Here is a 12,653-nt window from a genome sequence, read left to right on the forward strand (position 1 = left end):
TTTTGCTGCGGATGACGGGTCAACCTCCTTTGGGTGGCCACGCGTTGACAAGTGTTGAAGTGTGCGGCGGGGCGCTCCGATGAGCGCGCCGGAGGGGTCCTCAGAGGGTCGGCGGGCGAAGCGTGAAGCCGGCCGTGACGTGCGCGGTCACCGTCTGCCGCTGCGGCTGGAGGTCCAGGGGCGGGACGTCGGCCGCCTCGGCGGCGAAGGCCATCCGGGGGGAGCCCGCGCCGAACGGGACGTGCCCGTCCGACGGCGTGTCGTCCAGCGTCAGGAGGGCGTCCAGGTCGGTGCCGAGGGCGCGGGCGTAGTCGCGGGCGCGCCGGACCGCGTCCCGGACGGCCTCCTCGCGGGCGCGGGCGTACGCGGGTGACGTGGGGCGCAGCGACCACCACGGGCCGTCGACGCGGGTCAGGTCGAGGTCGGCGAGGCGGGTGACGAGCTCGCCGAGGGCCGTGAAGTCGGTGAGGGTGGCGGTGAGGTGGACGGAGCCGTGGTGGGTGCGGACGTGCTCGCCCCGCCCGCGCCGGCCCAGTTCGGGAGTGAGGACGAGGGAGCCGGTCTCCAGGCGGTCGACGGCGCCCGCACAGCCGTTGACGAGGTCGACGACGGCGGCGTTGCGGCGGGTGAGGTCGTCGAGGGTGGCGCGCCGGTCGGTGCCGCGGGCGGTGACGGTCACGGCGATGCGGGCGAGCTCCGGGTCGGTCTCGACGTGGGCTTCGCCGCGGACGGTGATGCGGGGGGCTTCGGGGGTGGCCATGTGGTGTCTTTTCGCACCCGGTCACCAGATCGAAACCTCGCGGGGGTGTTCGGGGACAACGTCCCTGGTCCAGAATCTACGCGCGTCGTGTCTACGCGCGTCGTACAGGAGCACGAAGGGGAGTACGCATGCCGCTGAACCGTAGGTCGTTCCTCGGGCGGTCCGCCGCCGTGGGAGCCGGTGTGACCGTGACGGGCGCGGCCACCACGGCCACCGCGCCCGCCGCGCAGGCGAAGGCCGCGCCGAAGCGGTACTCCTTCACCGTGATGGGCACGACGGACCTCCACGGCCACGTCTTCAACTGGGACTACTTCACCGACCGCGAGTTCGACGACAAGGCGCACAACGACGTCGGCCTGGCGAAGATCTCCACGCTGGTGGACCGGGTGCGGGCCGAGAAGGGCCGGCGCAACACGCTGCTCATCGACGCCGGTGACACCATCCAGGGCACCCAGCTGTCGTACTACTACGCCAAGGTGGACCCGATCACGGCCGCGCGCGGCCCGGTCCACCCCATGGCGCAGGCGATGAACGCCATCGGGTACGACGCCGCGGCGCTCGGCAACCACGAGTTCAACTACGGCATCCCCGTGCTGCGGAAGTTCGAGGAGCAGTGCGACTTCCCGCTGCTGGGGGCGAACGCGCTCGACGCGAAGACGCTGCGGCCCGCCTTCGCGCCGTACAGCATGCACCGGCTGCGCACGCCGTGCGGACGGGACGTGCGGGTGGCCGTGCTCGGGCTGACCAACCCGGGCATCGCCATCTGGGACAAGGCGAACGTCTCCGGCCGGATGGTCTTCCCCGGCCTGGAGGAGCAGGCGGCCCACTGGGTCCCGAAGCTCCGGTCGATGGGCGCGGACGTCGTCATCGTCTCCGCGCACTCCGGTTCGAGCGGCACCTCGTCGTACGGGGACCAGCTGCCGTACGTGGAGAACGCCGCGGCGCTCGTCGCGCAGCAGGTCCCCGGCATCGACGCGATCCTGGTCGGCCACGCGCACACGGAGATCGCCGAGTACCGCGTGAAGAACGAGCGGACCGGCCGCGACGTCGTCCTGTCCGAGCCGCTGAAGTGGGGCCAGCGGCTGACGCGGTTCGACTTCGAGCTGGTGTGGTCGAAGGGCCGCTGGGTGGTCGAGCAGGTCGGCGCGCGGGTGCTCAACGCCAACACGGTGGAGGAGGACCCCGACATCGTGCGGCTGCTCGCCGACGAGCACGAGAAGGTCGTGGCCTACGTCAACCAGGTCATCGGCACCTCCCCCGTGGAGATGTCGACCGCGCAGGCCCCGTGGCGGGACGAGCCGATCATCGACCTGATCAACCACGTGCAGGCCGAGACGGTGCGCGCGGCGCTCGCGGGAACCCCGCACGCGGCACTCCCCGTGCTGTCCCAGGCGTCCTGCTTCTCCCGGTCGGCCGCCATCCCGGCGGGCGAGATCACCATCCGGGACGCGGCGGGCCTGTACCCGTTCGAGAACACCCTGGAGGCCCGCGTCCTGACGGGCGCCCAGCTGAAGGAGTACCTGGAGTACTCGGCGCGCTACTACGCGCGGACGGCCCCCGGCGAACCGGTCGACACCGCGAAGCTCACCAACGCCGGGGGTACGCCGGACTACAACTACGACGCGGTGTACGGCCTGACGTACGACATCGACATCGCCCAGCCGGTGGGGTCGCGGATCACGGGCCTGTCGTTCGACGGCGCGCCGGTCGACCCCGCCGCGCGGTTCGTGCTGGCGGTGAACAACTACCGGGCGAGCGGCGGCGGCGCCTTCCCGCACGTCGCGAACGCCCAGCAGGTGTGGGCGAACTCGGACGAGATCCGCAACACCATCATCCAGTGGGTGAAGGCGAAGGGCACCGTGGACCCGGCCGAGTTCGCCTCCGTGGGCTGGCGGCTGACGCGCGCGGGCACGCCCGTCTTCTGAGGGCCGGCGGCCGGCCGTGGCGGGGCGCCCCCCTACGGCCGGCCGCCGAGCGGGGTGAGCCCGCGGTCCGGCGCGGGGACGCGCGGCTGCTCGCGCCGCTCCAGGCCGAAGCTCGTGAAGGCGGTACGGCCGGGCAGCGGGTAGGGCTCCTTGCCCGTGAGGTGGTTGAGGACGGTGGCGCTGCGCCAGGCCGTCATCCCGGGGTCCGCGGCGCCCGCGCCGTGCGTGTGGGCCGCGGACGTCACGACGTACACGCTGCCGGTGACCGACGGGTCGAGCACGAGCCGGTGGTGCTCGTCGACGCGGGGCCGGTCGCGGGAGTCCCGGCGCAGGTAGGGGTCGAGCGCGGCGAGGAGGCGGCGCAGGGGGCGGTCGCGGTAGCCGGTGGCGAGGACGACCGCGTCGGTGGTGAGGCGCGTGCGGCTGCCCTGCCGGACGTGTTCGAGGTGGAGCTCCACCTTGGTGGTGGCGAGGCGGCCCGCCGTGCGGACGTGGACGCCGGGGGTGAGGACGGCGTCCGGCCGCCCGCCCTGGACGGTGCGGCGGTAGAGCTCGTCGTGGATGGCGTCGAGGGTGTCCCGGGCGACGGCCCCGTGCCGCCGCCCGCCCGGGACCAGGGCGTCACGCGCCTGCTCGGGCAGCTCGTGGAAGTACCGGGCGTGGTCCGGGGTGAGGTGTTCGAGGCCGAGCCGGGAGCGTTCCGCGGAGGCGAAGGCGTCGGTGCGGGTGATCCAGTGCATGCCCTCGCGGCCCGGGGGGCGGTGGCGCAGGAGGTCGAGGAAGACGTCCGCGCCCGACTGCCCCGAGCCGACGACGGTGACGTGTCCGGCCGCGAGCAGCGCCTCGCGGTGGGCCGGGTAGTCGGCGGAGTGCAGCACCGGGACGGTGGGCGCCGCGACGAGGGGCTTGAGGGGCTCGGGCACGTCCGGCTGCGAGCCGACGCCGAGGGCGACGTTGCGCGCGTACGCACGGCCGAGGACCTCCGTCTCCCCGTCGGGGTCGAGCCGCGCGTGGTCGACCTCGAACAGGTCGAGCTCGGGATTCCACCGGACGGCGTCGACCTGGTGGCGGAAGTGCAGGCCGGGGAGGTGGTCGCTGACCCAGCGGCCGTAGGCGTCGTACTCGGCGCGGTGCATGTGGAGGCGCCCGGCGGCGTGGAAGGGCAGGAGCCGGTCGCGGGAGCGCAGGTAGTTCAGGAACGTCCAGGGGCTGGTCGGGTCGGCCAGCGTGACCAGGTCGGCGAGGAACGGGGTGCGCGCGGTGGCGCCCTCGACGGGGCGGCCCGGGTGGGAGTGGAAGGTGGCGGCCCGCTCGAAGAAGACGGTGTCGAGGCCGCCGGGGAACCCGTGGGCGAGCGCGGCGAGGGAGAGGTTGCCGGGACCGATGCCGACGCCGACGAGGTCGTGCGGCCGCTCGGGCCCGGCGTGGCGCCGCGGCGCGGGGAGCGGCTCGGGGGCGGTGGGGGTGGGGGTCATCGGGGGGCTGCCTTCCACGCGTGCGTGACGTTGCGTGAGCCAGCGTGTACCTGCGGTGCGTGCCGCGTGCGGGGTGCGCCGGGATCGGTACCCGAACGGGGGACGGCACGCGCGGGCGTACGAGCCGCCGCGGCGGCGGGTGTACCGGGGCGTGCGGGCGGGCGTCCGGGCGTAGAAATTCCCGCGGGCGCGGCGGGCGTGGGCATCCCCGGGCCGCACGGGCGGGCGGGCCGGGTCGCGGGGGCGGGCGTGAGGACACCGCGGGCGCGCCGGGTCGCGGGGCCGCGGGCGGGGTGCGGGGTGCGGGGTGCGGGGTGCGGGGTGCGGGGAAGGGTGGGGCGCGCCGGCGGGGTCCCGTCGGCGCGCCCCCGGGGTCAGCCCTCGCGGACGCGCAGGGCGCGGCGCAGGTCGTCGAGGCGGTCGACGAGCTGGCGGCGCAGGGCCGGCGTCAGGTCGGGGCGGGTGAGCTGCTCGTCGCCGAGCTTGAGGTTCTCGTGGGTGATGGCGTACCCGGGGAACCCCTGACGGCCGGCGGCGGTGGCGATGGCCGGGCCGCGCCGGGCGGCGAGCGCCGTGGCCTCCGGGTAGTACCGCGCCACGTACGGGGCGAGGAGGTCCGTCTGCTCGGGCTGCCAGAACCCCTCGGCGGTGGCGTTGAACAGGTAGTTGGAGAGGGTGTCGTCGTGGAACATCCGCTCCCAGGCGGCCTCCTTGGCGGCGGCCTCGGGCAGGGCCGCCCGGCAGCGGGCGGCGCCCTCCTGGCCGGTGGCGCTCGGGTCCCGGTCGAGCTCGGCGGCGATGGCCGCCTCGTCGGTGGCGCCGAGCACGGCGAGCCGCCGCAGGATCCGCCAGCGCAGCTCGGGGTCGAGGTCGGGCCCGCCGGGGACGGCGCCGTCGGCGAGCCAGCCCTGGAAGGTGCCGGTGCGGTCCGCGCAGTCGATGAAGTGGCGGACGGCGGTGAGGCGCAGGCCGGGGTTCTCGCCGTCCTCGGTGCGGCGGATGAGGTCGCGCGTGAGGTCGGTGAGCGTGGCCCGGGCACCCGCGCGGTCGGCCGCGGGGACGTAGCGGTCGGCGATCTGGTGGAGCGCGAAGCCGAGGACGCCGTCGACGATGGCGACGTCCGTCTCCTCCGGCAGGTGGGCAAGGGCGGTGGCGAGGTAGTCGGCGGGGGCGAGGTCGCCGTCGCGGACCATGTCGCGCAGGGTGTTCCACAGGACGGCGCGGGTGAGCGGGTCCGGCACGCCCGAGAGGCAGCGCAGGGTGGTCTCCAGGGAGTCCCCGTCCAGGCGCACCTTGGCGTAGGTGAGGTCGTGGTCGTTGGGGACGACGAGGACGGGGCGCAGGCCCGGCCGGCTCTCCGGGGCCCCGGCCCCCGGGACGTCCGTCTCGTACCGCTCCCGCACGACGAGGCTGCGGGCGTCGGCGAGGTCGCGGTCGTAGACGCCGACGGTGGCCCGGTGGGGGCGGCTGCCGTCGCGGTCGAGGGCCAGGGTCCAGTGGCCCTGCTCGGCGGTGACGCCGGCGGTGAGGGTGTCGATGCCGGTGGTCCGCAGCCACGCCTCCGCCCAGGCGTGGATGTCGCGGTCGGTGGCGGAGGCGAGGTTGTCGATGAAGTCGGCGAGGGTGGCGTTGCCGAAGCGGTGGCGGGCGAAGTGGTTGTTGATGCCCGCGAGGAACTCCTTCTCCCCCATCCACGCGACGAGCTGGCGCAGCGCGGAGGCGCCCTTGGCGTAGGAGATGCCGTCGAAGTTGAGCAGGGCGGAGGCCGTGTCGGGCACGGCCTCCGGGTCGGGGGCGACGGCGTGGGTGGAGGGGCGCTGGTCGGCGTCGTACCCCCACGACTTGCGGGCGATGCCGAAACCGATCCAGGTGTCGGGGTACCGGGCGGTCGCCTCGTTGACGGTCTGGTACCCCATGTACTCGGCGAAGGACTCGTTGAGCCAGATGTCGTCCCACCACTTGAGGGTGACGAGGTCGCCGAACCACATGTGGGCCATCTCGTGGGCGATGACCATCGCGCGGGTCTGGCGCTCGGAGACGGTGACGGCCGAACGGAAGACGAAGTCGTCGCGGAAGGTGACGAGGCCCGGGTTCTCCATGGCGCCGGCGTTGAACTCGGGGACGAACGCCTGGTCGTAGGAGTCGAAGGGGTAGGGCTCGGTGAACTTCTCGTGGTACCGGTCGAAGCAGCGGCGCGTCACGTCGAGGATCTCGTCGGCGTCGGCGTCGAGGTGGGGCGCGAGCGAGCGCCGGCAGTGGATGCCGAAGGGCAGCCCGGCGTGCTCGGTGCGCACGGAGTGCCAGGGGCCGGCGGCGACGGCGACGAGGTACGTGGAGATCGGGGGCGTGGTGGCGGCCGTCCAACGGCCGTCTTCCTGGCGGGTGGTGACGCCGTTGGCGAGGACGGTCCAGTGGTCCGGGGCGGTGACGGTGACGTCGAAGACGGCCTTCAGGTCGGGCTGGTCGAAGGCGGCCAGGACGCGCTGGACGTCGTCGAGGAAGAGCTGGGTGTAGGTGTACGTCTCCCCGTCGGTGGGGTCGGTGAAGCGGTGCATGCCCTCGCCGGTGCGGGAGTACCGCATGGCGGCGTCGACGCGCAGGACGTGGGGGCCCTCGGTGAGGCCCGCGAGGGGGAGCCGGTTGTCGTCCAGTGCGGTGGGGTCGAGGGGCTGCCCGTCCAGGGTCGCGCCGCGCAGTTCCGCGGGCTTCAGCTCGACGAAGGTGTCACCGGCGGCGCGGGCGGTGAACTCGATGACGGTCGTCGAGTCGAAGGTGTCGTCGCCGGTGGTCAGGTCGAGGTCGATCGCATAGCGCTGGACGTCCAGCAGCCGGGCTCGGGTCTGCGCCTCTTCGCGCGTCAGTACGGGCATGGGCCCATGCTGCCCGATGGCGCGGGGGCGGGGCAGGGGGTTCCGCTGTAAGCGTCAGCCGTGCCGCCGGTTCACTCGGAGCGCGCTCCGGCGCCTCCGGCGCCCGTGTCGTCGCCGGTCCGGGGCTCGACCGCGATGCGCTCGTGGTGCCGGATGACCTCGGCGATGATGAAGTTGAGGAGCTTCTCGGCGAACGCCGGGTCGAGGTTGGCGGCCTCGGCGAGCTCGCGGAGCCGGGTGATCTGGCGGGCCTCGCGGGCGGGGTCCGCGGGCGGCAGGTGGTGGCGGGCCTTGAGGTGCCCGACCTGCTGGGTGCACTTGAAGCGTTCCGCCAGCATGTGGACGACGGCCGCGTCGATGTTGTCGATGCTCTCGCGGAGGCGGTTCAGTTCCGCGACGACGGCGCCGTCGATGTCTCGCATGTCGCTCGTGCTCATGACCGCGAGCTTAGACGGCTCGCGACGGACGGCGCGGAGGTGTTCGGGATGCGGTCGCCCGCAGGTGGGAGGGCAGGCCCGCGGTGCGGCGGGCCTGCCCGGCGGTCAGCGCGTCACAGGGTGGCGGCCGCCGACTTGATGGCGGAGGCGAAGGTGGAGACCTCGGTGTAGACACCGGGGTAGTTCGGCCGGGCGCAGCCGTAGCCCCAGCTCACGATGCCGACCTGGATCCAGGCGCCGTTCGCGTCCCGGCGGAACATGGGGCCGCCGGAGTCGCCCTGGCAGGTGTCGGTGCCGCCGCTGGTGTAGCCGGCGCACAGCTCCTCGGCGGGGACGAGTTCGCCGTACGCCTGGCGGCAGGTGGCGTCGGAGACGAAGGGCACCTGGGCCTTGAGCAGGTAGCGCTGCTGGCTGCCGCCCTCGCGGTTCGCGCCCCATCCGGCGATGGTGAAGGTGCCGGAGTTGTACGCGGTGGTGGTGGCGATGTCGAGGGTGGGGAGGTTGATCGGCTGGGCCAGCTTGATCAGGGCCCAGTCCTTGCCGGTGCCGTTGTAGCCCGGGGCCTGGAGGACCTTGGTCGAGCGGACCTTGATGGCGGAGGAGCTCTGCAGGTCCACGACGCCGGCGGTGGCGGTGATGCTCGTGTTGTTGCCCGAGCCGTTCACGCAGTGGGCGGCGGTGAGGACGATCTGCTGGGTGAGCAGGGAGCCGCCGCAGCCCATGGAGAGTCGGACCATCCAGGGGAACTCGCCCTGGGCGGCGCGGGTGCCGCCGACGACCGGCGCGGGGGCGGCCGAGGCGGAGGTGGGCTGGAGGCTGACCGCGGCGAGCACGACCGCGCCGGCCGCCGCGAATCTCTTGAGGGCACGAACGAGTGTCTTCTTCACGTCTCTGCCTTCCGTGGGGGGTTGGGCCTCGCACACGACGTCCGCACATCTGTATGACATGCGCCCGTCAAGACGTGGATGGGATTATCCGGAGGCCGCCGAGCCCCCCACAAGGTGGTGTTTTCGGCCATGCCGACGGACGGGCGGCCGCCTGGGCGGGAAGCGGGCCGCCGGCCGTACTGTGGAGGAGGCTCCGGCGGGTCCGGGAAGGCCCGGGATCCCGCGGAGCGGGCCGCGGGCGGCCCCGGCGGCAGGCCGCTGACGGGCTGCGGGGCAGTCCGCGGGCGGACCCGGGAGCGGGCCCGCAAGTGGACCGGAAGTGACCGGGAGCGGACCGGAAGGGGGCGAGGGCACGTGGCGGACGGCAGGCCCCGCGGGGGCGGCGGCGACGTCGTCCACGGCTTCCCGCACCTCGCCACGGTCCGCGCCGCGATCACCGCCCTGTACCGGCGGGTCTCCCCCGAGGGGCTGTACGCGTACGCCACCAGCGTCGCCCCCGGCGACGTGGCCTTCGCGGACGCCGACGACCTGCACCTCGGCGCGCACCGGGTGGCCGGCGCGCTGGTGCGGCAGCTCCGGCTGCCGGAGGCCCGGATGATCGTCGGCTTCCGGGCGATGGAGCACGCCGCGAGTGTCGAACTCGCCTCGGGGCCGGAGTACTTCGTCGAGCTGAACGACCGCTTCCGGACACACCGGCGGGACATCGGCGCGGCCCTCGCCCACGAGATCACGCACGTGCTGCTGCACCGGCTCGGGCTGGGCTTCCCCGGCACGCGCGACAACGAGATCCTCACCGACACCGCGACCACGTACCTGGGCGCCGGCTGGCTGCTGCTCGACGCGTACCGCGAGGACGCCCTGTCGAGCCAGAAGCTCGGCTACCTCACCCCCGAGGAGTTCGGCTACGTGCTCGCCAAGCGGGCGCGCGTCTTCGGCGAGGACCCCTCGCCGTGGTTCACCAGCCCGCAGGCGTACACGGCGTACGAGCGCGGCCGGGTGGAGGCGCTGCGGGACGAGTGCCGGCCGCCCCTCGCCGCGGCCGACCGGGCGGGGCGCCGCCGGTACGCCAGGGAGCGGCGCCGGTACACGGAGCTCCGCGTGCCCGACGGCCCCGGCGGCGCGGCGGACGGGGACGGCGACGGGTACGCCTTCGAGGGCGGCGGGGCCGGGCTGCGGGTGTCGTTCCCGTGCCCGACCTGCCGGCAGCGCGTCCGGGTGCCGGTGCGGGGCCGGGTGCGGGCCCGGTGCGGGTTGTGCCGCACGGTGCTGGAGTGCGACACGTAAGGGGCCTATTTGCTTGCGGCCCGGCGGCCGGCGGGTGAGGGTCGGGGTATGACGATGGTGCCGGTGCCTGTGTACGAGGATCTGTTCGAGGCCGTGCACGGCGGTGCGGAGGACGCCGTGGTGCGGCTGCTGCGGTCCGGCGCGCCGGCCGAGGCCACCGACGAGGACGGCGCCACCGCCCTGTACACCGCCGCCGTCAGCGGCCACACGGAGATCGTGCGGCTGCTGCTCGCCGCCGGGGCCGACCCCGGGCGGGGCAGCGGCGCGTCCGGCGGCGACCTGCCGCTGTGCGGCGCGGCCTGCAACGGCCACACCGGGGCCGTCCGGGCCCTGCTGGCCGCGGGAGCGTGGCCGGACCAGCGGGAGGAGTACGGCTGCACGGCGCTGGCCTGGGCGGTGCGCCAGGGTTTCGCCGACACGGTGCGGGTCCTGCTGGAGCACGGCGCGGACCCGGGCGCGGCCGTACCGGACGGCACGCCGCCGCTGGTCGCCGCGGCCCGGCGCGGATCGCTGCCGGTGGTGCGGGCGCTGCTGGAGTACGGCGCGCCCGGCCGGGCCGAGGCGCTGGCGGAGGCCCGGACGTGGCTCGGGCGGGACGCGGAGCAGGTGGTGCGCCGGGCGCTGGCGGAGGCGTACGGGGACGGCGTGGAGACCGTCACGCGGCGCGTCCGGGAGGAGGGCGGCGTGACCGTGGTGGTCGAGGTGGTGCGGGACGGGCTCCCGACGGCCGGGCGGGAGCAGCAGACCGGCCACGCCGCGATCGCGACCCTGCTGGAGGAGGAGCTCGGCGAGCACCCGCCGTACGAGGAGCTCGAGGCCCGGGCGCTGCGGTGCGGTGACCCGTCGCTGGACGACTGGACCGAGGCCGCCGAGGCGCTGGGGCGGCGCGGCGACGAGGCGACGTTCACCGCGGCGCTCGGCGCGTGCGCGGACGCGGAGCCGCTGCGGCAGGCGTTCGGGGCGGACGTACTGGCCCGGCTGACCGCGTCGCCCGGTGGCGGCGGGCCCTTCGCCGTACGGGCCCTGCCGGTGCTGCGGGAGCTGGCCCGCGAGGTGCGGGAGGCGGACGTGGTGCTGGCGGTGGTGCGGGCGCTCGGGGCCCAGGGCGACGCGGCGGTCCTGCCGGACGTGCTGCGGCACGCCGTCCACCCGGACGCGCGGGTGCGGCGCGGGGTCGCCGTCGCCGTGACCGGCCTCGTACCGCCGGGGCACCGCGAGGGCCTGGCGGCCCTGGTGGCGCTCGCCCGCGACGGGGACGCGGCGGTGCGCGCGGCCGCGGCGCACGCCCTGGCGGTGGCGCCGGACGACTCCCCCACCGTGCGGGAGGCCCTGGCGGCCCGCCTCGACGACGACGCGCCGGACCCGACCGTGGCGGCGGAGGCGGCCCGCGGGTTGGCGGTCCGCGGGGACGGGCGGGCCGTGGCCGCGCTGGAGGGGCTGCTGGCGACGGCGGACCCGGAAGGTCCCGCGTACGCCGTCGCCCGCGCGGCCGTGGAGCACGTCCGCGACGAACCGACCCGCCGCCGCCTGGAGTGGACCCCGCCCCGCCGCCGCTGACGCCCCCACACCGCACGCCGACGGCCGCGGGCGGACCCGCCCACCTCCACGCCCCCACGCCGCACGCCCGCGACGCCCGCCCCGACGTACACCGACGGACGCGTGACGTGGCGTGCGGCCACGGACGCGCGCGTGCGGCCCGGGTCAGGCCGCGCTGGCTCCGGCGGCGCGCTCGGCGGCGCTGCGCTCCACGCAGAACTCGTTGCCCTCGATGTCCGCGAGGACGGCCCAGCCCGTGCCGTCGGGGCGGCGCCGGTCGGAGACGAGGGTGGCGCCGAGGGCGAGGAGCCGCTCGACCTCCTCGTCGCGGGTGCGGTCCTGCGGCTGGAGGTCGAGGTGCAGCCGGTTCTTGACGCTCTTGCCCTCCGGGACGGCGATGAACAGCAGCCCCGCCACCGTCGCCTCCGGGTCACCGGGGTGGTCGTCGTCGGCGAGGGGCGCGTCCAGCACGGCGGACCAGAAGGAGGCCAGCCGGTAGGCGTCGGAACAGTCGATGGTCACATGTCGCACGAGGGAACTCATGTGCCCAGGGTGCCACTTGGGACGTCCGGGGCCGACCGGATCACGCCCGGGGCGCGCGCCGCGGCGAGCCAGCGGGGGAACGCGCCCACCAGCCGGTCGTACAGCACGTCGTCGGGTACCGCGCGGGGGTTGCGTCCCGCCGGGAAGAAGCCGGCGTTGTCGACGGGCCGCCTGGCGGGGACCGGGAGTTCGTCCAGACGCCGCAGGAAGTCGAACTGCCGGCCGGCCGGGTCCCCGAACCCGACGAACTGCCAGAACAGCGGGAGTCGCGCCGCCCGGCACAGGTACCTCTCGGCGGCGACGCGGTCGGACGGCCCGCCGTCCGTCTGGAAGACGACCAGCGCCGGGTGGGTGGCGCCGCTGTCGAGGTAGTGGTCGATCACGGCGTCCATGGCGTGGTGGTACGAGGTCTGCCCCATGCGGCCGAGGCCGGCGACGATCCGGTCGACGCACCCGCGGTGGTGCGCGAGGTCGACCTCGGCGAGGGCGTCCACGTCCGTGGAGAAGAACAGGACCGGCACCCGGCCGTCGTCGTCGAGGTGGGCGGACAGGCCGAGGACCCGGTCGGCGAGGGCCTGGACGCTGCCGTCCCGGTAGTAGCGCCGCATGGACCCGGAGTGGTCGACGACGAGGTAGACCGCCGCCCGCTGCCCCTCCAGCCCGTGCTTGCGGAGCGAGACGCCCGCCCGCTTGTACAGGTCCACCAGCGCCGGCGCCGTCCGCTGGATCTTCTGCAGGTCGATGGCCATGTGTGCTCCCTCGGTGACCGGCCTGGTGCGCACGGACCTCGCCCCGCGACAAGGCGCAGCGCCCGCCAGGTGTCCGGTCGGGGACGTGGCGGGCGCTGCTGTGTTCCGTACGCCGTTGTACGGGACGACTGTGGCACGGATGGCGCGTCGGCGGCAGGGGGCCTCGTCGGCCGCCCCTCCCGGGAGG

The 12,653-nt window shown here is 75.0% G+C and carries 10 protein-coding genes; 3 read left to right on the forward strand and 7 right to left on the reverse strand.

Annotated elements, in window-relative coordinates:
- Positions 1 to 100: 100 nt before the first annotated feature.
- Entirely contained in the window at positions 101 to 760 is a 660-nt protein-coding gene (locus ACF053_RS17270; protein WP_391954671.1) for an SIMPL domain-containing protein, read from the reverse strand.
- A gap of 128 nt (positions 761 to 888) precedes the next feature.
- On the opposite strand from ACF053_RS17270, the gene ACF053_RS17275 reads away from it, so the two are divergent.
- The gene (locus ACF053_RS17275; protein ID WP_391954672.1) at positions 889 to 2,685 is read left to right on the forward strand and encodes a bifunctional metallophosphatase/5'-nucleotidase; all 1,797 of its coding nucleotides are present in this window, start codon (positions 889 to 891) and stop codon (positions 2,683 to 2,685) included.
- A gap of 32 nt (positions 2,686 to 2,717) precedes the next feature.
- On the opposite strand, the gene ACF053_RS17280 is transcribed toward ACF053_RS17275, so the two are convergent.
- From ACF053_RS17280 to ACF053_RS17295, 4 genes are all read right to left on the reverse strand, one after another.
- A complete protein-coding gene (locus tag ACF053_RS17280; RefSeq protein WP_391954673.1) occupies positions 2,718 to 4,160 on the reverse strand; it encodes a lysine N(6)-hydroxylase/L-ornithine N(5)-oxygenase family protein in 1,443 nt (480 codons plus the stop codon).
- 374 nt (positions 4,161 to 4,534) lie between these two features.
- Positions 4,535 to 7,030, reverse strand: a complete 2,496-nt coding sequence (gene pepN / locus ACF053_RS17285) for an aminopeptidase N (RefSeq protein ID WP_391954674.1) — start codon at positions 7,028 to 7,030, stop codon at positions 4,535 to 4,537.
- 71 nt (positions 7,031 to 7,101) lie between these two features.
- Positions 7,102 to 7,467: a chorismate mutase gene (locus ACF053_RS17290; protein ID WP_391954675.1), complete on the reverse strand. Its 366-nt coding sequence runs from the start codon at positions 7,465 to 7,467 to the stop codon at positions 7,102 to 7,104.
- 113 nt (positions 7,468 to 7,580) lie between these two features.
- Positions 7,581 to 8,354, reverse strand: coding sequence for a S1 family peptidase (locus ACF053_RS17295; protein WP_391954676.1), 774 nt, complete (start codon positions 8,352 to 8,354; stop codon positions 7,581 to 7,583).
- A gap of 354 nt (positions 8,355 to 8,708) precedes the next feature.
- Here ACF053_RS17295 and ACF053_RS17300 point away from each other — a divergent pair, with 354 nt between their 5' ends.
- Positions 8,709 to 9,638 carry a hypothetical protein gene (locus ACF053_RS17300; protein ID WP_391954677.1) on the forward strand — a complete coding sequence of 310 codons (930 nt, stop codon included), beginning with the start codon at positions 8,709 to 8,711 and terminating at the stop codon, positions 9,636 to 9,638.
- Positions 9,639 to 9,692: 54 nt separating this feature from the next.
- Positions 9,693 to 11,195, forward strand: a complete 1,503-nt coding sequence (locus ACF053_RS17305) for an ankyrin repeat domain-containing protein (RefSeq protein ID WP_391954841.1) — start codon at positions 9,693 to 9,695, stop codon at positions 11,193 to 11,195.
- A gap of 144 nt (positions 11,196 to 11,339) precedes the next feature.
- Here ACF053_RS17305 and ACF053_RS17310 read toward each other — a convergent pair whose 3' ends face one another.
- Both ACF053_RS17310 and ACF053_RS17315 read right to left on the reverse strand, forming a co-directional pair.
- Positions 11,340 to 11,717, reverse strand: a complete 378-nt coding sequence (locus ACF053_RS17310; protein ID WP_391954678.1) for a VOC family protein — start codon at positions 11,715 to 11,717, stop codon at positions 11,340 to 11,342.
- Positions 11,714 to 12,466, reverse strand: a complete 753-nt coding sequence (locus ACF053_RS17315) for a VWA domain-containing protein (protein ID WP_391954679.1) — start codon at positions 12,464 to 12,466, stop codon at positions 11,714 to 11,716. The genes ACF053_RS17310 and ACF053_RS17315 overlap by 4 nt, the downstream gene beginning before the upstream one ends.
- Between the last annotated feature and the right edge of the window lie 187 nt (positions 12,467 to 12,653).

The sequence above is a fragment of the Streptomyces kanasensis genome (genome assembly GCF_043077165.1).
Lineage (GTDB): Bacteria > Actinomycetota > Actinomycetes > Streptomycetales > Streptomycetaceae > Streptomyces > Streptomyces changanensis.

Excerpts from the sequence above, each read along its gene's own strand:
- ACF053_RS17270 (WP_391954671.1), bottom strand. The coding sequence starts at position 760 with ATGGCCACCCCCGAAGCCCCCCGCATCACCGTCCGCGGCGAAGCCCAC.
- ACF053_RS17315 (WP_391954679.1), bottom strand. The coding sequence starts at position 12,466 with ATGGCCATCGACCTGCAGAAGATCCAGCGGACGGCGCCGGCGCTGGTG.
- ACF053_RS17305 (WP_391954841.1), top strand. The coding sequence starts at position 9,693 with ATGGTGCCGGTGCCTGTGTACGAGGATCTGTTCGAGGCCGTGCACGGC.
- ACF053_RS17280 (WP_391954673.1), bottom strand. The coding sequence starts at position 4,160 with ATGACCCCCACCCCCACCGCCCCCGAGCCGCTCCCCGCGCCGCGGCGC.
- ACF053_RS17275 (WP_391954672.1), top strand. The coding sequence starts at position 889 with ATGCCGCTGAACCGTAGGTCGTTCCTCGGGCGGTCCGCCGCCGTGGGA.
- ACF053_RS17290 (WP_391954675.1), bottom strand. The coding sequence starts at position 7,467 with ATGAGCACGAGCGACATGCGAGACATCGACGGCGCCGTCGTCGCGGAA.
- ACF053_RS17310 (WP_391954678.1), bottom strand. The coding sequence starts at position 11,717 with ATGAGTTCCCTCGTGCGACATGTGACCATCGACTGTTCCGACGCCTAC.
- pepN (WP_391954674.1), bottom strand. The coding sequence starts at position 7,030 with ATGCCCGTACTGACGCGCGAAGAGGCGCAGACCCGAGCCCGGCTGCTG.